Annotated in this window: 15 protein-coding genes; 6 read left to right on the forward strand and 9 right to left on the reverse strand. The window is 71.0% G+C overall.

Annotation, left to right across the window (positions count from 1 at the left end; translation table 11 throughout):
* The first annotated feature begins 342 nt into the window (after positions 1 to 342).
* Entirely contained in the window at positions 343 to 3,489 is a 3,147-nt protein-coding gene (locus tag ACQPZ4_RS25200; RefSeq protein WP_433065911.1) for a fibronectin type III domain-containing protein, read from the forward strand.
* A 73-nt stretch (positions 3,490 to 3,562) separates the two neighbouring features.
* Here the strand turns inward: ACQPZ4_RS25200 and ACQPZ4_RS25205 are convergent, their stop codons facing one another.
* From ACQPZ4_RS25205 to ACQPZ4_RS25215, 3 genes are all read right to left on the reverse strand, one after another.
* Entirely contained in the window at positions 3,563 to 3,925 is a 363-nt protein-coding gene (locus tag ACQPZ4_RS25205; RefSeq protein WP_433065914.1) for a histone-like nucleoid-structuring protein Lsr2, read from the reverse strand.
* 281 nt (positions 3,926 to 4,206) lie between these two features.
* Positions 4,207 to 5,151, reverse strand: coding sequence for an acyl-ACP desaturase (locus ACQPZ4_RS25210; protein ID WP_433065917.1), 945 nt, complete (start codon positions 5,149 to 5,151; stop codon positions 4,207 to 4,209).
* Positions 5,148 to 5,873, reverse strand: coding sequence for a lysophospholipid acyltransferase family protein (locus tag ACQPZ4_RS25215; RefSeq protein ID WP_433065920.1), 726 nt, complete (start codon positions 5,871 to 5,873; stop codon positions 5,148 to 5,150). The genes ACQPZ4_RS25210 and ACQPZ4_RS25215 overlap by 4 nt, the downstream gene beginning before the upstream one ends.
* Positions 5,874 to 5,951: 78 nt before the next feature.
* Between ACQPZ4_RS25215 and ACQPZ4_RS25220 the strand changes: the two genes are divergently transcribed.
* The 3 genes from ACQPZ4_RS25220 to ACQPZ4_RS25230 are packed head-to-tail and all read left to right on the forward strand — an operon-like array spanning position 5,952 to position 8,120.
* Positions 5,952 to 7,094: an AI-2E family transporter gene (locus ACQPZ4_RS25220; RefSeq protein ID WP_433065923.1), complete on the forward strand. Its 1,143-nt coding sequence runs from the start codon at positions 5,952 to 5,954 to the stop codon at positions 7,092 to 7,094.
* Positions 7,095 to 7,149: 55 nt separating this feature from the next.
* A complete protein-coding gene (locus ACQPZ4_RS25225) occupies positions 7,150 to 7,488 on the forward strand; it encodes a hypothetical protein (protein ID WP_433065925.1) in 339 nt (112 codons plus the stop codon).
* Positions 7,485 to 8,120 carry a nucleotidyl transferase AbiEii/AbiGii toxin family protein gene (locus ACQPZ4_RS25230; protein WP_433065928.1) on the forward strand — a complete coding sequence of 212 codons (636 nt, stop codon included), beginning with the start codon at positions 7,485 to 7,487 and terminating at the stop codon, positions 8,118 to 8,120. Before ACQPZ4_RS25225 ends, ACQPZ4_RS25230 begins: the two co-directional genes overlap by 4 nt.
* Positions 8,121 to 8,179: 59 nt before the next feature.
* Here the strand turns inward: ACQPZ4_RS25230 and ACQPZ4_RS25235 are convergent, their stop codons facing one another.
* From ACQPZ4_RS25235 to ACQPZ4_RS25250, 4 genes are all read right to left on the reverse strand, one after another.
* Positions 8,180 to 8,359 carry a hypothetical protein gene (locus tag ACQPZ4_RS25235; RefSeq protein WP_433065931.1) on the reverse strand — a complete coding sequence of 60 codons (180 nt, stop codon included), beginning with the start codon at positions 8,357 to 8,359 and terminating at the stop codon, positions 8,180 to 8,182.
* A 274-nt stretch (positions 8,360 to 8,633) separates the two neighbouring features.
* On the reverse strand, positions 8,634 to 10,229 hold the full coding sequence (locus tag ACQPZ4_RS25240) for an ATP-grasp domain-containing protein (protein ID WP_433065934.1): 1,596 nt from the start codon (positions 10,227 to 10,229) through the stop codon (positions 8,634 to 8,636).
* The gene (locus ACQPZ4_RS25245; protein ID WP_433065936.1) at positions 10,156 to 10,764 is read right to left on the reverse strand and encodes an alpha/beta hydrolase; all 609 of its coding nucleotides are present in this window, start codon (positions 10,762 to 10,764) and stop codon (positions 10,156 to 10,158) included. The genes ACQPZ4_RS25240 and ACQPZ4_RS25245 overlap by 74 nt, the downstream gene beginning before the upstream one ends.
* A 484-nt stretch (positions 10,765 to 11,248) precedes the next feature.
* Positions 11,249 to 11,491 carry a PspC domain-containing protein gene (locus ACQPZ4_RS25250; protein WP_433065939.1) on the reverse strand — a complete coding sequence of 81 codons (243 nt, stop codon included), beginning with the start codon at positions 11,489 to 11,491 and terminating at the stop codon, positions 11,249 to 11,251.
* Positions 11,492 to 11,953: 462 nt separating this feature from the next.
* Here ACQPZ4_RS25250 and ACQPZ4_RS25255 point away from each other — a divergent pair, with 462 nt between their 5' ends.
* The gene (locus tag ACQPZ4_RS25255; RefSeq protein WP_433065942.1) at positions 11,954 to 12,487 is read left to right on the forward strand and encodes a general stress protein; all 534 of its coding nucleotides are present in this window, start codon (positions 11,954 to 11,956) and stop codon (positions 12,485 to 12,487) included.
* Positions 12,488 to 12,974: 487 nt separating this feature from the next.
* Here ACQPZ4_RS25255 and ACQPZ4_RS25260 read toward each other — a convergent pair whose 3' ends face one another.
* On the reverse strand, positions 12,975 to 13,400 hold the full coding sequence (locus tag ACQPZ4_RS25260; protein ID WP_433065945.1) for a MarR family winged helix-turn-helix transcriptional regulator: 426 nt from the start codon (positions 13,398 to 13,400) through the stop codon (positions 12,975 to 12,977).
* 76 nt (positions 13,401 to 13,476) lie between these two features.
* Between ACQPZ4_RS25260 and ACQPZ4_RS25265 the strand changes: the two genes are divergently transcribed.
* Positions 13,477 to 14,886, forward strand: coding sequence for an NAD-dependent epimerase/dehydratase family protein (locus tag ACQPZ4_RS25265; protein ID WP_433065948.1), 1,410 nt, complete (start codon positions 13,477 to 13,479; stop codon positions 14,884 to 14,886).
* A gap of 245 nt (positions 14,887 to 15,131) precedes the next feature.
* Here ACQPZ4_RS25265 and ACQPZ4_RS25270 read toward each other — a convergent pair whose 3' ends face one another.
* Positions 15,132 to 17,111, reverse strand: a complete 1,980-nt coding sequence (locus ACQPZ4_RS25270) for an MDR family MFS transporter (RefSeq protein ID WP_433065951.1) — start codon at positions 17,109 to 17,111, stop codon at positions 15,132 to 15,134.
* Positions 17,112 to 17,167: the final 56 nt, after the last annotated feature.

The raw sequence follows: 17,167 nt of genomic DNA on the forward strand, positions 1-17,167 counted from the left end.
TGCGCCCGACGGACACCGCGTTCGCTCCCCGCTCCGTTGCGCCCCGCGCCGCCCCTTTGCCCCCGATCGGGAAGTTCGGGCGGCGCCGCGCCCTCGCGCGCCCTCCCGGCACTCCTGGTTGCTCGGGCGCGGAATCGCCATTCCGCGCGCCATCACTGTCGGTGATGACTAGATTGCGAGACGTGTTCGCGTTCGTTGGTCGCGCTCGATTTCGGGCGCGACCGCTCTGAGACGGGGGACGGGATGGCTGCGCAGTCCAGGTTGAAGCCGAGGCCCAAGCGCCGGCCACGGGTCACACGCCGCTCGCTGAAAACCGGCCTGGCCGCGTTGACGGCGGGCGTGGTGGCACTCGGCAGCGCGGCGGGCCCAGCCTTCGCGGCCACGACCGAAGGTAGCGGCCTCAACACTCCGGGTACGACCGGCGCCCAGGGCACCGAGCGATCCCAGAACACCACGCAGCGCACCGCCGCCACGACGCAGGGCTCCCCCACGTCGTCCCGCACCGCCACCGGCAATCCCGCCGCGGCGGCACACAAGGCAGCCACGGGCAACCAGTCCTCGGGCAGCCGGTCCTCGGGCGACCAGTCCTCGACCGCCACGAACCGCCACTCCACCTCCGGCGCATCGGGCGCCAACACCAAGGCCGCCCCGGTCGAACGCCCCGACTACGTCGCGGACACCGCCCGTTCCACGACCTCGAGTCAAACAACCCAGTGCAACGACGGCGCAGCGCAGCGTAACCAGCACAACGCCGAGGCAACCACCGCAAAGACTGCCACCGAGTGCGCCGAGACGAACGCGAAGCGTGACGGCGGCGGGTGGGGTCACCAGGGCGCCCCCGACTCGAACGGCGGCTGGGGCTCCAAGCACGCCCAGCCAACCGGCAACGCGGCACCCCCCGCCTCCGCCTCGTCGGCCGGCGCCACCGCTCCCGCCACCACATCGAGCGGCGCCGGCTCAACAGCCCCGGCCGGAAGCGGCACCCAGGCAGGGCACGCCACCACCGGCCGCACGGGGTCCACCGCACAGACCATCCCCGGCACCACCACGGGCACCAGCACCGGCAGCAACACCGGCAACACTGGCAGCAACACTGACGACGCCGCACCGATGGACTACGTGCCGAACGACGCGACGACCGGCACCCACGCCACCAGCAACGGCTCCACCGCCGACCAAACCGCCGCCGACCAAACCACCGCCGACCAGGCCGCCGCAGCACAGGCCGCCGCCACCGCGCGTACCCGGGCCTGGGCCCAGGCGCAGGGCCGGGCGGCAGCGAACGGCCGCCCGTACGCCGACACCGGCAGTGACGCCATGGGCACCGACAAGCGCGGCGCGGGCCGCGACAACGACGCCCTCCGGGCGGTACCCAGCGTGATGGCCGCCCTCCTCGCCCAGGCCGCCGGCGCCCCGGCGAACGCCGGCAGCGCGACCACCCGAGGCAACGGCGCCGGCAAGGACGCCGACCACCCCGCCACGGATCCCAGCGCGGACACGAGCACCGGCACCGGCGTCTACGTCCCCGGCGTCTCCGCACCCGGGTTCGGCGCCCGCATCGAGGCCACCCCCGAGGCCCCGACCGGCATCAGCGTCGAGCCCATGGCCTCCGGCATCCACGTCTCCTGGAGCCACTCCGGCGCCGACGTCGACCACTACACCGCGACCGCCTACGACCACGACGGCACCGTCGCCGGCAGCTGCCTCGGCGGCGACGCCGCCACCCTGAGCTGCGACATCGTCAACGGCGTCAACCCCGGCACCTCGTACTGGGTCAAGGTCGTCGCCTTCGGCACCGCGGACGAGAGCGAGCCCTCCACGGTCGTGACCTCCGGCGCCGTCGTCCCCGGCCCGCCGTCGGCGCCGACCGGTGTGCACGCCGTCGGCCAGACCCCGACCGGGCTCACCGTCTCCTGGACGGCGTCGAGCACCCCGGGCAGCGGCATCGACCACTACGAGGTGACCGCCGACCAGGACGCCTCCAAGGGCTGCAGCACGAACAACGCCACCACGCTGCACTGTCTCGTCGACACGCTCAGTGACAGCCTGGCGTACACGTTCACCGTCAAGGCGATGGGTGCCGGCCAGAACGGCGACTCGGACCCGAGTGCCCCGTCGGACCCGGTGACGCCGGGTGCGCCGGACGTGCCGACGGGCGTGATGGCGGTACCGGCGGGCCCGAACACGCTGCGGATCAGCTGGACGGCCCCGGCGACCATGCGGGCCGGCGTCGCGAAGTACGTCGCGGTGGCCGTCGAGGACCAGACGAAGACCTGCGACACGTCGGACGGCGGCAGCACGTACTGCGAGATCGACCACCTGCAGGCGGGCGGCTCCGGGTACACGTTCCGGGTACAGGCGAAGGGCGTCAATGCCAGCGGCGACTCCGGCTGGTCGACGGCCTCGTCACCCGTCGTGGTCGCCAGCCCGCCCGACGCGCCGACCGGCGTGACGGTCACGCCGGGTGACGGCACGCTGCTCGTGCACTGGACGGCCCCGGTCAACAAGGGCTCCGGCATCGACGGCTACACCGTGCGCACCGCGGCCGACCATTCGCTGAGCTGCGGGATGGTCGCCGACACCGACGACCACTGCACGATCACCGGGCTGACCAACGGCACCGCGTACACGGTGCAGGTGGCGGCCGACGGCACCGGCGACACCGGCGACTCGCCGTGGGTGAGCGCGCCGCCCGCCATCCCGAGCAAGGCCCCCGCGGTCCCGGCGCACGTGACGGCGACGGCCCGGGTCGAGTCGATCTGGGTGAGCTGGACCGCCGGCGACCCGGGCACGGGCATCGCCAAGTTCCGCGCCACGGCGAGTGGTCACGGCACCACGATGAGTTGCGAGGCGGTGGCGTCGGCGACCGGTTGCGCGATCACCGGCCTGACCGCGGGCACCGAGTACGACGTGCGGGTGCAGGCGCTCGGGCAGTACGGCCGCGACTCGGAGTGGTCGGCGGTGAGCATGGCGACGCCCACGGACCTGACGCTGCCGGCCGAGGTGCCGCCGAGCGCGGGGCACGTGGACAGCTCCAGCGGTACCGACGTCGCGCCGGGCGAGGCGATCACGCTCAGCGGCACCGGGTACGCGCCGCACACCACGATCACGGTGGTGATCTACTCGGCGCCGCAGACCCTGGCCACGACCACGACCGACGGCAGCGGGGCGTTCAGCGTCTCGGTGACGGTGCCGGCCGGCTACACGGGCCAGCACACGCTGGTCGCCTCGGGCGTGGACAGCAACGGCACGGCCCGCTACCTCACGCTCGGTGTCGACGTCCTGGAGCAGCACGCGGTCGTCCCGGCCGCTCCGGTCAGTCACGGCGACACCACGGGCAGTGAGACGGACAGCGACACCACCACGTCGCTGCCGGTGACCGGCGACCCGATCGAGAGCATCGCGCTGTTCGGCCTGTGCATGCTCCTGGCCGGCTTCGCCATCACGGTCCTGTCGCGGCAGCGCTTCACGCCCACCGAGGCGAAGTAGGAGCACGGCCGCTTCACGCCCACCGAGGCGAAATAGAGTCAGAAGGGGCGCCCGGCGATCGGGCGCCCCCGGTTCAGCTTCCCGCTTCGGCGTGGAACCGTTCGACGATGTCGGCGCGGATGCGGCCGCGGTCGGAGACCTCGAGCCCCTTGCCCTGCGCCCACTCGCGGATCGCCCGGTTCTGCTCCCGCTCGGCCCGCGCCGACAGCACCGGCCGGATCCGGCCACCGCGCGTCGGCACGGGCGCCGCCGCCGGAGTGCGGCCCAGTTTCGTGGCCGCCGCAACGAAGGGTGCGAGGACGTCGCGCAGCTCGGCGGCGTTCTTCGCGGACAGGTCGATGGTGAACTGCACGCCGTCGAGGCCGAAGCTGAGGCTCTCGTCGGCGAGGCCGCCGTCGAGGTCGTCGATCAGCTCATGGATCACGCGTCTGGCCATGGCGATGCTGCCTTCCGATACGGGGAGTGAAATTCCGCAGCCTGTACGCCGCCGAAAGACCCGGTGAAATCGGTCAGACGGGCAGTCGAAGGCACGGAACGGTCGTCGCAGCCTACTGCAACGCTCACGGAAGGCAACCGGGGCCCTCGACCGGCGCAGCGCCCCTGACGAGCACGGACAGCACGCGGAGCACTACAACCGTCGACGCAACGTGACGGTCCCCACAAAGAAAGACCGGACCCGCCGCGGGCAACGCAGCGAGTCCGGCCGATCACACAACGTCAGACCGCCGCCGAGGCCGCCGCCCGGGCCCGCTGGGCGTCGCGGCGCTCCACGAACCGCGACGCCTGCGCGTCGAGGTCGGTCATGAACGCCGAAAGCTCCTCCCGCGCCGCGTCCCCGTCGCCGGAGAGCGTGCGGTCGAACGCGCGCACCTGGCGCAGGACCGGCGTGAGCACGTCGTCGTGGTGCAGCCGCAGGTCGTAGATGCCGGCCTTGGCGATCTGCACCGACTTGCGGCCGAAGTTCTCGATCGTGTGCCCCGGCATCTGGAACGAGGTCGCCACCCGCGTCACGGCCCGCATCGCCAGGTTCGGCGCCAGGTCGAATGCCGCGTTGAGCAGGTTCCGGTAGAAGATCATGTGCAGGTTCTCGTCGTTGGCGACCCGCGTCAGCAGCTGCTCGCACACCGGGTCGCCGGAGATCGAGCCGGTGTTGCGGTGCGACACGCGGGTCGCGAGCTCCTGGAACGACACGTACGCGACGGACTCGAAGAGCCCCTCGTACGCGTTGGCGAAGCCGCCCTCCATGTGCGCCATCCGGGCCCGCTCCAGCGCCACCGGGTCGACCGCCCGCGTCGCCAGCAGATAGTCACGGATCGCGATCCCGTGCCGGCCCTCCTCGGCCGTCCACCGGTGCACCCACGTCCCCCACGCCCCGTCCCGGCCGAACACCGTGGCGATCTCGTGGTGGTAGCTGGGCAGGTTGTCCTCGGTGAGCAGGTTGACCACGAGGGAGATGCGGGCGACCTCGGACAGCTTCGACTGCCCCGGCTCCCACGCCTCGCCGCCCATGATGCCGTCGAAGTCACGGCCCTCGCTCCACGGCACGTACTCGTGCGGGAACCACTCCTTGGCCGTGCTCAGGTGCCGGTTGAGGTTCTCCTCCACGACCGGCTCCAGCTCACGCAGCTGGACGAGCAGATCGGTGGGTTCGGACGAGGTCACTGGGCCTCCGCTTCGAGAACGGCCGGCTCGGGTGCGGTACCGCCGAGGTGGGCCGGGAGCCACCAAGCGTCCTCCGGTCCGGCGGGCTGCTGCGGGTACGACCGCTGCACCCGATCCAACAGGACCGTCATGCGCGATCGTAGTTCCGCCATCACCGAGTCCTGCGGGTCCCGCCGTTCCGGGTGCAGTGGCTCACCCATCGCGATCGTGACGGCGACGCCACGCTTCGTGAGATCCCGAGGCCGACCCTTGGTCCAGAACCGCTGCGTCCCCCACAGCACCATCGGCACCAGCGGCGTGCCGGTCGCCGCGGCGAGCCGGGCCGCCCCGCTCTTCATGTCCTTGATCATGAACGACGGGCTGATCGTCGCCTCCGGGAACACGCCGACGACCTCACCGCCCTTCAGCGCGGTGAGCGCGGCCTTGTAGGAGCCCATCCCGGCGTCGCGGTCGACCGGGATGTGGTGCATGCCGCGCATCAGCGGCCCGCCGATCGAGTGGCGGAAGATCTCCTCCTTGGCCATGAACCGCACGAGCCGCTTCGAGCGCCGCGCACCCAGGCCGCAGAAGATGAAGTCGAGATACGAGATGTGGTTGCAGGCGATCACGGCACCCCCGCTCGCCGGCACGTGCTCCTCGCCCTCGATCGTGATCTTCATGTTGAGCGCGCGGAACATGGTCTTCGCGAACGCGATGACCGGGGGGTACACGAGATCTGCCATGTACTAACGCTAGCGGTGTTCTCGGGCGCGCACCCGGTACCCTGCCTCAAGACCATCTGACTTCCCAGGGAGTTCACAGTGCAGGACGAGGTGCTGGAGCCCGCCCCGGCCGCGGAACGACCCAAACCCGACGCGCCCGACGTCGAGGTGGACGTCGTGATCGTCGAGGAAACGCCGCGGTTCGGCACGCCCGGGCCGCCCATGCGGCGCTCGCCGCTCATCATCGGATTCACCGCCGGCCTCGGCCTGCTCCTCGCCTGGAGCGCCTATCTGGCCGTGCAGAACGTGCGGTCGATCCTCATTCTCATCTTCATCGCGATGTTCCTCGCGATCGGTTTGAACCCCGCGGTTGTACGGCTTGTGAAGTGGGGCATGCCCCGCGGCCTCGCCGTCGCCACCGTGGGCATCGGGGCCATGCTGGTGCTCTGCGGCGGCATCGTCGCGCTCATTCCGCCGCTGGTCCAGCAGAGCAACGCGCTCATCGAGAACCTGCCCGGCTACATCGACAACCTGCAGCGCAACGACCAGCTGAACAAGCTCAACGAGGACTACCAGCTGCTCGATCAGCTCAAGAACGTGGCGACCGCCGGCAATGTCACCAAGGCCCTCGGCGGGGTGTGGGGCGGCGTGCAGGTCGCGTTCTCGGCGCTGTTCAACATCTTCACCGTCATCATTCTCACCTTGTACTTCATGGCGGCCTTCGACCGGCTCAAGGACGGCGGCTACCGGCTCATCCCCGCCACCCGCCGCGAGCGCGTCCGGTTGCTCGGCGACGAGATCCTCACCAAGGTGGGCGCCTACCTGGGCGGCGCACTGGCGATCGCGGTCGTCGCGGGCCTGTCCTCGTTCGTGTTCCTGCTCATCATCGGCGTCGCCTATCCGTACGCGCTCGCCGTCCTCGTCGCCATCACCGACCTCATCCCGCAGATCGGCGCGACCCTCGGCGCTGTCGTGGTGTCCATTGTCGGGTTCGCGACGTCGCTGCACGCCGGCATCGCCTGCGTCATCTTCTTCGTCATCTACCAGCAGGTCGAGAATTACCTCATCTACCCCAACGTGATGCGCCGCGCGGTGAAGGTCTCCGACCTCGCCGCCATCATTTCGGTCCTCATCGGCGTCGCGCTCATGGGCGTCGTCGGCGCGCTCATCGCCATTCCGGTAGTCGCCGCGATTCAGCTCATCTTCCGCGAGGTCGTCATTCCGAGGCAGAACGCGCGGTGATGTTCCCGGAAGCGCCGAGGTTCTCAGAATGGGGATGACAGGTACACTTCGGCTCATGCACGACGAGCCGGCGCACGGACGCGTGGCCTATCTGGCCCGCCCGCACCGCCCTGCGCTCGTCGCCCGCACCCTCGAAGAACTCCGCGGCCCGGTCCGCGGCGTCGTCGAACTGCCGCAGCGGCTGATGTGGAACCCCCAGCGCGCCTTCGACCTCGACAACCACGACCTGCTGCTGTGGATGTACGAGAACGTCCTGCGCGAGGCCATCCGCCACGACGAGCTGCGCCGCTTCCTCAACAAGAAGATCCTGGTGCGGGTCTGGCCGGAGCTGAACCTCCCGCACGGCGTGCGCCGCGCGTGGGAGGCCCGGCACCCGGCGCTGCGCCCGCGGTGATCCCCTTCTACACCGACGTGGCCCGGGTCGCCCTGGCCGTGGCGGAGGAGCACGGCTTCGTCCTCGGCGGCGGCTTCGCCTGGCTCATGAACGGCCTCGTCGAACGCCCCACCGAGGACGTCGACCTCTTCACCGACACCGACGGAGCCGCCGGAGCCGCGGCCGACGCGGTCTGCGCCGCCCTGCGCGCGGCCGGCTACACCGTCCACGAGGAGGAGGCCGACGACCTCCTGGAACTGTTCGCCGGCTTCGACCAGCGCGAGTTCACGGTCGGCGACGGCACGCAGACGGTACGCCTCACGCTCTCCCGCCTCGATCGCCAGCACAGCCCGGTGATGATGGACGTCGGCCCCGTCATGCACCTGGACGACCTCATCGCCACGAAGGTCGCCGCCCTGATCAACCGGCGCGAGGTCCGCGACTACATCGACGTCGCCGCCGCCATGGAGCGCTACTCCCTCGGCGAGCTGCTCGAACTGGCCCGCCGCCAGGACCCGGCCCTCGAGTTCGCCGACGTCCTGGCCGCCGGGCGCTACCTGGACCGCCTCGACGACGGCCGGTTCGCCTTCTACGGCCTGGACCAGGACCGCATCGCCGCCCTGCGCCTGCGCCTGCGCGACTGGCCCCGCTGAGCTCCCTGCTGTTTCAGCGGCTGGCTTTCAGCGGTTGGCTTTTTCAGCGGCCGGCTTTTTCAGCGGCTGGCCGCACTCGCCATCACGTGCGCGAAGCCGCGCAGGGTGCGGTCGACCTGACGGTTCGCCGCCTGCCCCGTCGCGCTGAGGTACGCCGACCCGGTGACCTCCATCCGCTCCCGCCCGTTGCGGCCGAGCACGCGGGTGATCAGCACCTTCCCGACCCCGTCGATCTCCATGACCGCCGGGTGCGCCCGGTGCTCACCGAGATTGCAACGGTGCCCCCGAGCGCACCATGCGGGGTGGTCGTACGGACCCATGCAGTACCGCCTTCAAAACGATCGCCAACGATTGACACCATCGACGGTACGCACGCCTACCAGCCCGAACTACAGATTGTGACGTGGGCTACCACCGCGTCACCAGTTCGGGCGAACGATTCTCGTGAACCGCGTCACCACCCTCGCCGCTCACGCAACGTGTCGCTACAGTGCGCCCTTCCGACCCGATTTGTCACGACGCGTTCTCGTGCCGCCACTGCCCGACCAGCCCGCGGAAGTGCGCGACGAACCGTTCGTGCTCGTGCGCCGGATAGGTGGCGCGGACCGTGCTCACGATGAGGTCGTCGAACTCCGCCGACGCGACCCACTCCGCGACGAGCTCCGGCACGTGACGCAGGGTCGTGTCGCAGAACTCGCGGTACCGGTCGGTGTCGAAGTACTCGTCGGCCAGCGCTCGGTAGCCGCGCAGCTTCGCACGGTAGTCGGCGTCGGAGTCGCCGATCTCGAAGTACCGGGCCGTGTCCATGTCCAGCTTCGCCCGCCGGTCGGTCACCACGCAGAACGCCGACCACCGCAGCAGCGCCGTCATCGCCCACGGGAAGTAGTAGTGCAGGCTCGTCAGCGCGACATCCGGGCACGCGTTCGCATAGTCGATCGGGTACACCACACCGTCACGAACCAGGCACTCGCAGGAGTTGAACTCCCACCGGAAGAACGCGTTGACGAGCCGCGAGATGGTCACGACCTCGTCGCCCACCTCGTCGCTGAGGAACCCGTGCGCCACCTCGTACCGCTCGTGCATCGGCAGCGAGGGCCGGAACTTCATCACCATCGTCTCCGGCCCCACCGACAGCGACCGGGTGAACACCTCGTAGTTCTCGACGGACTGCTGCAGGTGCATCAACCGCTCGCCCGACGCGTCGTACGCGGCATGCAACTGCCCGCTGTCGGCGACCCGCGACACCCCGACCCACGCCCCGCCGTCATAGGGCTTCATGAACAGCGGATACCCGAGCCGCTCGGCCACCGCGTCGAGGTCGAACGGCTGGTTGTACCGGTCCGACGTGTACGCCCACTTCGCATGATCGACCGGATTCTTGTACGGCACCAGCACCGTCTCCGGCACGTGCAGCCCGAGGCGCATCATCGCGCAGTACGCCGCGTGCTTCTCCATGGACTGGAACGTGAACGGGCTGTTGAGCAGGTACACGTCGTCCATCAACGCGATCTTCTTGAGCCACTCCCGCGGGTGGTAGTACCAGTACGCGAGCCGATCGATGACCAGCTGATGCGCCGGCCGGTCCCGCAGACTGAACGGCTCGATGGTCACCCGCTCGGTCCGCAGCCGATGCCGGCTCCCGTCACCGGCCGTGACCGTCCCGACCCGCCCGACCAGCGTCTCGAACGCGCGCGGCCAGTCCTCCTCGGTCCCGAGCAGCAGCCCGACCAGGTGCTCCCGCACGCCCGGCTCCCCCGCCGCGGACTCCTCACCGACCGGCGAGCGCTCGCCGGTCGCGGCGTTCCAGCCGACCCCGGAGCTCCTGCCGGCCGCGTCGCTTGCGCCGGCCGCGTCGCTTGCGCCGGCCGCGTTGGTTGAGCCGGCCGCGTCGCTTGCGCCGGCCGCGGAACTCTCGTCGTCGGCGGTGCGCTGTCGCGGGATCTCATCCGCACCGCGCTGCCGCGGGATCTCGCCGGCGCCGTCGGCCGCGAACGGGCGGTCGGCGGGGACGCCCGGAAATGGTCGGACGGCGGGGTCAGCCGGCTGGAGTGCTGCCGGGAATCGGCTCTCCGGCAGCGAGGTGGTCACGTTGGGTTCCGGCGTGGTCATCGTTGACCTCCTGCAAGAGGCGGTGCAGGTGTGGATCGAGCGCGTCACGCCAGGTGGTCATCGAGTGACCGCCCGGCACCTCGAGCAGCGGCACGCCGAGGCGCGTGGCCATCGCCCGGTTGTTGAGCAGGTTCTCCTCGTCCCGCCCGCACGTCAAGACCACCCGCGAGGCGACGGGACGGGCGCGGCGGACGAAGGCGAGGATTCGGCGGTACCACGGGAAACCGGACTCCTGCGGGTCCAGCTCGGCGGTGAAGAAGCTCCCGGACTGCAGGAACAGCCCGGCGAAGCTGCCCGGATGGCGGCTCTCGGCGTGCAGCAGCGCCAGCGCACCCAGACTTGCCCCCAGCCCGACCACCGGCCCGGGCGGCAACGCCGGCAACACATCGCGCACAAGCGCGGCGGCATAGGCGGGATTGGCCGAGTACCACTCGCTGCGACTGCCCGGCGACAGCAACGCCACATGCTCGTACGGGAACCGCGCAACAACCCCGGCCACCCGCTCGAACTCCGGCCCGTCATGCACCAGCAGCACCAGCCCACTCACCGGCCGTGCCGAGGGCGCCACAACCCGCGACTCAATCCTCACGCGGGAGTCACGGGCCACTCACGCACCATAGGTCAACTGATCGCCACGCGCAGGGTTCGGAGCCAACCGCTGCACAGGGAACCCAGTCGCCCGCTTCACGCGGGGTACGGAGCCGACGGCTTCGCGCGGGGTGCGGTGCCGAAGGCTTCGCGCGGGGTGCGGTGCCGACGGCTTCACGCCGGGTACGGAGCCAACGGCGTCGCACGGGGTGCGGTACCGACGGCTTCACGCGGGGTTCGGAACCGGCCGCTGCACGCCATGGCACGCCGGTGATCGATCCAGGCGCGGCTCCGGAACGCGGCACCCTGGTGGCCGATCCAGGGCCTTGGTGCGCATCCACCGGGTCAGGGGCCGGCCGGTGGATGCGGCGCGAGCTCGGAACGTGCCGACCGCATGGCCGATCCAGGCGGCAGCGCCGAGGTGCCGGGGTTCAGGCGCCGAAGGTGAGGTGATCGTTCGGGGCGGGGCTGACGGGCGCCGGCGGGGCTTCCGGCATGACGATCCAGAGCATCGGGTACGCGAGGACGGCCACCCCACCGGTCAGCAGGATGGACAACAGGAAGACGGCGCGAACCATGGTGGGGTCGGTCCCGAGGTACTCGGCGAGGCCGCCCAGTACGCCCGCCACCGTCCGGTCGGTCCGCGATCGGCGGAGACGCTTGATGTCGGTCATGTCTGCAAGGTTGCCCGCCGGAGCGCCCCGACGACCTCGGGTGACGCCCGGAAGTACCCCTGAGTCGCGCACCCCGACGTGCCCGCGAGCACCCTCCGCAGCCACGCCACCACAACGAGCCGCGGCCCGCCGAACGGATGCCCTGCCGCCGCCACCGCACCACACCCACGACGCCACCTCCGCCCGCACCCACGTCGCGACGTCGCCGTTGCACCTGGCCATGCCACGCGGGATCACCGTCGAGCCTGACCACACGGCGCCGCGTCACCGTCCGGCGCGGCGGCCCACGTAGGCGTCACCGTTCGTGTTGGCCTTCACCCGTCGTCCCGGCCGACAGTTTCGGAGCGCTGGGTAGCCGGTCACTCACGTCCTGCTGGCAGGTCGACATGCCGGCGGGGGTCACCCGTAAATTCGCCGTTGCGTTGCGGGCGGGACGTCCCTGACAGCCCTACCCTGACCCGCATGACGACCCCTCCCCCCGTGGACGAACCGCCCGCGCCCTCTCCTGAGCCCGACCCGAACGTCGGTGAGCTCGTCGAACTCGAGCGCAGCACCGTGACCGTCGCCCGCTTCGCCGACTATGCCGGTGCGCAGCAGGCCGTCGACTACCTGTCCGACAACGGGTTCCCCGTCGAACGGACCGCCATCATCGGTACCGACCTGCGCCTGGTCGAAAACGTGCTCGGCCGCCTCACCGTCGCCCGCGCGGCGCTCGCCGGCGTCGCCAGCGGGGCCTGGTTCGGCCTGTTCATCGGCATCCTCTTCACGCTGTTCAGCAACTCGAACTGGCTCGGCGTCCTGCTGGCGACGATCCTCATCGGCGCCCTGTGGGGCGGCGTGTTCGGCGCCATCGCCCACGCGCTCACGGGCGGTCGCCGCGACTTCACGTCCCGTAGCTCCCTGCAGGCCGGCGAGTACGCCGTGACGGTCGAGCGCGAGGTCGCCGACGAGGCCCGCGTCCTCATCACCCGCCAGAACTGGCGCGCCGCGAACTGACCTCGAAGGCTGCGCGCCACCCCCGGCGCGCCGCGAACTGACCTCGAAGGCTGCGCGCTACTCCCGGCGCGCAGCCTTCGACTCCAGCGGCTCGCATCGCGCCCATCGCCGACCAGCCGGCGCACGGCCCGGTCACGGGGTCTCGGGTGACGGCCCTCAGGACCCGCGCGGGGGCGGCCAATGTCCGAGGCCATGCAGTTGCCACGGCGGGGATGCAGGCATGCGGAGGCCCGAAGCGGGGGCAGACGTGGCGTCCGTGACCAAGGTGTACGCCACGGTCCTCGCCGCGCAGCAGGGCTGTTCGGCTCGACGTACATGGCGGCGCAGGCGAACGAGGCCAGCGGTGAGGCGCAGCGTGCGGAGGACACCGGAGCGGCGCAGGCGTAGGAGGCCACGACGCGAGCAGGGCTTGGAAGGCCACGACCCGTCCAGCTTGGAAGCCCGCGACCGGTGCAGGCCTGCGACGAGCGCGGTGGTGAGCGGACCGTTACGGCAGGGACGGGGTCTGCATGCGGTCGATGATCTTTCCTAGGGCGACCTCCAGGACCCTGAGTTCCTCGGGGTCGAGGGTTGCCAGGGCGTGATCGGCCAGGCGGCGGCGGGCGTCCTCGATCGGGGCCTGGGCGGCGCGGGCCTTCTCGGTGAGGTACAGGCGGACCAGGCGGCGGTCGGCCGGGTCCGGGCGGCGCTCGATCAGGCCGTCGTTCACCATGCGTGTCGCCGTGTTCACGATGGTGGGGGTCGTCACGCCCAGGCGGGCGGCCAGTTCGCCCGGTGACAGGCCGTCACCGTCCCAGAGCACCTCGAGCACGAGGTTCTGCCCGATGCGCACGCCGTGTGCGCTCATCGCCTCGTCGGCCGCCGTCCGCAGGAGTTTCTGCGCGCGGGTCAGCAGGCGGATCACGTCAGCCACGTTTGCATGCTAACGACTTTTCCGGCTACATTTCGCTAGCATGCTATCGATCGCTGCTAGCTGGGGAGATCGCGCCATGATTCTGGTGACCGGCGGGTTCGGCTTCATCGGTGCCCACACGACTCGCGCGCTGGTCGAGCTCGGAGCGCCCGCGCTGCCCGCGTCGCGCCATCCGCGGGTGACGCCGCTGGTACCGTCCGCGGTCGGGGCGGCGACGCTCGACTGCACCGATCCGCAGTCACTGTCCGCGCTTGGGCGGCGACACGAGATCACGACGATCGTGCATCTCGCGGCCGCACCGCTCGGCGGCGGCACCGCCCTCGAGGAGCTGGAGCACAACACGGCGGCCACCTTCGCGGTGCTGCGGGCGGCGGCCGCCTGGAAGGTGCGGCGGGTGGTGCTGGCGAGCACGATCGGGGTGTACGCCGGGGTCGAAGCACTGCCGTGGCGGGAGGACGCTCCGCTCCCCCTCGCCTCGCCGCATCCGATTCCGGCTTCCAAGAAGATCGCGGAGATTCTGGCGCTCGCCTCCGGGCTCGATGTCGTGGTCGCGCGGATCGGCGGCATCTGGGGACCTGGAGGGCGCCCGTCCAGCCCGTTCGTGGCCGCCCCGGGGCTGATGCATGCCGCCGCCGCACAGATCCGAGCGACCGCGACACGCGACCATGGCGCTCCGGGGCCGGCCCATGCCACCGCCTCGCAGCTCCGCGGCGCGGCTTCGGACGGGCGTGCCACGTCACGCGGCCACGCCGCCACGTCACAGGACCACGCTGATATTGACCAGGTTGACGCCACCGCCGCACGCCGCGGGGCCACCGCGTCGCATGGCAATGCCAGCACGTCGCCGGACCACGTCGGGGGCGAGCAGGTTGACGCCGCCGCCTCGCATGGCAATGCCGGCACGTCGCCGGACCACGCCGGCAGCGAGCAGGTTGACGCCGCCGCGTGGCGGGAGCGCGGAGGTACGGGGCATGTCGGCGTTGCCGGCGCTTCGCACGGCCCGCACGAGCGCGCCGCCACCGGGCGTCCCGAGGCCGCTGGACGTCCCGAGGCCGCTGGACGTCCCGAGGCCGCCGCATCGCGCGTCGGCGGTGGCGTCGAGTCGGCTGGCGGGCGTCACGAAGGCGGTCCGGCGGCGGATGGGCCGGGCATCCACGCCGCGGCGGTGCTGAGCGGTGACGGGGCGGACATCCTGTACGCGCGGGACTGTGGTGCGGCGCTCGCGATGCTGGCGACCGCGACGGGGTTGCGGCATCGCGTGTACAACGTCGGGGGCGGGCGGGCGACCACCAACGGCGAGCTCGCCGCCGCGATCGTGAAGGTGCGGCCCGGGGTCCGGCTCCCGATCGGCGAAGGCGACAGCGGGCGGCCCATCCCCTGCCTCGACACGGCCCGGCTCGCCGCGGAGGGCTGGGCGCCCCGGTGGCCGCTCGACCGGGCCGTCGAGGACTATCTCGACTGGCTGGCGGCCGGCCACGAGCGCTGACCGACACGTCCCGTAGCGCGTCCTAGGATGCTAGGTCAAGGCCGCGGCAGGGCAGAGCCAGGAGACTCCACCGGGCTCGCGGCCAACGCCACGACGATCAGCACGACAGCGACATAGCGACATGTGACCGCGGCAGCGGCGTCCTCTGCCAGGCCGGCATCACCCTGCGCGGTCTCAGGAAGGCGGGAAAGCAACCGCGGCGGCTCCCCATATAAAGGGAGCCGCCGCGGTTGTAGTACGCGAGATCAGCGAGCGTGCCGCGGAGGCGCGTCCGTCGGGCTGGCCTCCTCGTCGGCCTCGTGGGCGCCCGCCTCCACGGCGTGCGCCGGCGTGTGGTCGACAGGAGCCGCCGTAGCGTCCGCCTCGTGAGCCCCGCCCGCCGTCTCCAAGGACGACGACGCCTGGCTCCCGCCGTTCGAGGAAGCGTCGACCACCGAGGAGGACGACGCCGACACAGAAGACGTCACCGCAGACGCCACAGACGACGACGCGGCAGCAGCACTGGAGCCGTTCGGCGAAGCCGGCGCCGCGGAAGCGTCCACCGACGACGTCGCCGGCGGAGTCGTCGCCGCCGGGGAGCCGGAAGCGGCCGCGTCCTCCGCCGCGCGGGCCTGGGCGCCCGACATCGAGCGCAGCGGGATCTCCGGCAGGAACAGGATGATGATGAAGCCGACGACCATGATGCCGGCCGCCACCATGAAGACCACGCTCATCGCGTCGGAGAAGCCGACCTTCAGCGGGTGGGCCAGGGTCGCGTTCACCGAGTCCAGGAAGGACGTGTCGTTCAGGCTGCTGGCCGAGCCGGACGTCGCGGCGCCCTGGATCTTCTGCAGGTCCTGGGGGTGGGCCTGGACCGCGGCGCGGAACTCCGGCGTGGTCGAGGCCGATGTGAAGGCGGACTTGATTTTGTCCGGCAGGAGGCTGAACAGCACCGACAGGAAGACCGCGGCGCCGAGCGTGCCGCCCATCGAGCGGAAGAACGTCACCGTCGAGGTGGCGACGCCGATCTCGCGCGGGTTGGCGGCGTTCTGCACCGCGGTGATCACCGGCTGCATGTTGCCGCCCAGGCCGAGGCCCATCACCACCATGATCAGCATGGTGCGCCACAGCGGGGTGTCGGCGCCGATGCGCGAGAACAGGAACAGCGCGACGAGCATGAGGACCGAGCCGACGATCGGGAAGATGCGGTACCGGCCCGTCCGCGCGATGGTCTGGCCCGAGACGATCGAGCCGGTCATGATGCCCAGCACCAGCGGCAGCAGCATCAGGCCGGCCTCGGTCGGGGTGGCGCCCTTGACGATCTGCAGGTACAGCGGGAGGGTCAGCAGCCCGCCGAACATCGCCATGCCCAGCACGAAGCTCGCGATCGACGCGACCGAGAAGGTGCGGCCGCGGAACAGGCGCATCGGCAGCAGCGCCTCCTCCTTGTACAGCGTCTCGGCGACCAGGAACAGCACCAGCCCGACGACGCCGATGCCGTAGCACAGCAGCGCGCGGCCAGAGTCCCAGCCCCACTCGCGGCCCTGCTCGGCGACGATCAGCAGCGGCACCAGGCAGACGATCAGCGCCAGCGCGCCCGGCCAGTCGATGCGGTGGTCCTGGCGGCGGTGCGGGATGTGCAGCACGCGCATGACGACCAGGAACGCGGCCAGGGCGATCGGCACGTTGATGTAGAAGATCCAGCGCCAGCCGGTCACGCCCAGGATCTCGCCGGTACCGGCGAAGAAGCCGCCCAGCACCGGCCCGAGCACGCTCGACGTGCCGAAGACGGCGAGGAAATAGCCCTGGTACTTGGCCCGCTCGCGGGGCGGCACCACGTCGCCGATGATCGCGAAGGCCAGGGAGAACAGGCCGCCGGCGCCGATGCCCTGCACCGCGCGGTACGCGGCCAGCTGGTAGATCGTGCCGGCCGTGCCGCACAGCACCGAGCCGACGATGAAGATGCCGATCGAGAAGAGGATGAAGGGCTTGCGGCCGTAGATGTCCGACAGCTTGCCGTACAGCGGCGTCGAGATCGTCGAGGTGATGAGGAACGCCGTCGTCGCCCATGCCTGCAACGAGAAGCCGCCGAGGTCGTCGGCGATCGTCCGCATCGCCGTCGAGACGATGGTCTGGTCCAGCGCGGCCAGGAACATCGCCATCATCAGACCCACCAGGATCGTGACGATCTGGCGGTGGGTCAGCGCGGTGTCGTCCCCCGTGGCCGCTGGTGCTGTTGTGCTCAAGGCGTCTCTCCTGTTAGAGCAAGCCGTTTCGATCCGGTCGCGTTTCAGAATTCACG

The sequence above is a fragment of the Dactylosporangium sp. CS-033363 genome, from assembly GCF_050942475.1.
In the GTDB taxonomy this organism is placed as follows: Bacteria; Actinomycetota; Actinomycetes; order Mycobacteriales; family Micromonosporaceae; genus Dactylosporangium.

What these genes read in the sequence shown, in the direction of transcription:
- ACQPZ4_RS25225 (WP_433065925.1), top strand. Translation starts at nt 7,150, where the DNA reads ATGCACGACGAGCCGGCGCACGGACGCGTGGCCTATCTGGCCCGCCCG.
- ACQPZ4_RS25205 (WP_433065914.1), bottom strand. Translation starts at nt 3,925, where the DNA reads ATGGCCAGACGCGTGATCCATGAGCTGATCGACGACCTCGACGGCGGC.
- ACQPZ4_RS25255 (WP_433065942.1), top strand. Translation starts at nt 11,954, where the DNA reads ATGACGACCCCTCCCCCCGTGGACGAACCGCCCGCGCCCTCTCCTGAG.
- ACQPZ4_RS25240 (WP_433065934.1), bottom strand. Translation starts at nt 10,229, where the DNA reads ATGACCACGCCGGAACCCAACGTGACCACCTCGCTGCCGGAGAGCCGA.
- ACQPZ4_RS25235 (WP_433065931.1), bottom strand. Translation starts at nt 8,359, where the DNA reads ATGGAGATCGACGGGGTCGGGAAGGTGCTGATCACCCGCGTGCTCGGC.
- ACQPZ4_RS25265 (WP_433065948.1), top strand. Translation starts at nt 13,477, where the DNA reads ATGATTCTGGTGACCGGCGGGTTCGGCTTCATCGGTGCCCACACGACT.
- ACQPZ4_RS25250 (WP_433065939.1), bottom strand. Translation starts at nt 11,491, where the DNA reads ATGACCGACATCAAGCGTCTCCGCCGATCGCGGACCGACCGGACGGTG.
- ACQPZ4_RS25215 (WP_433065920.1), bottom strand. Translation starts at nt 5,873, where the DNA reads ATGGCAGATCTCGTGTACCCCCCGGTCATCGCGTTCGCGAAGACCATG.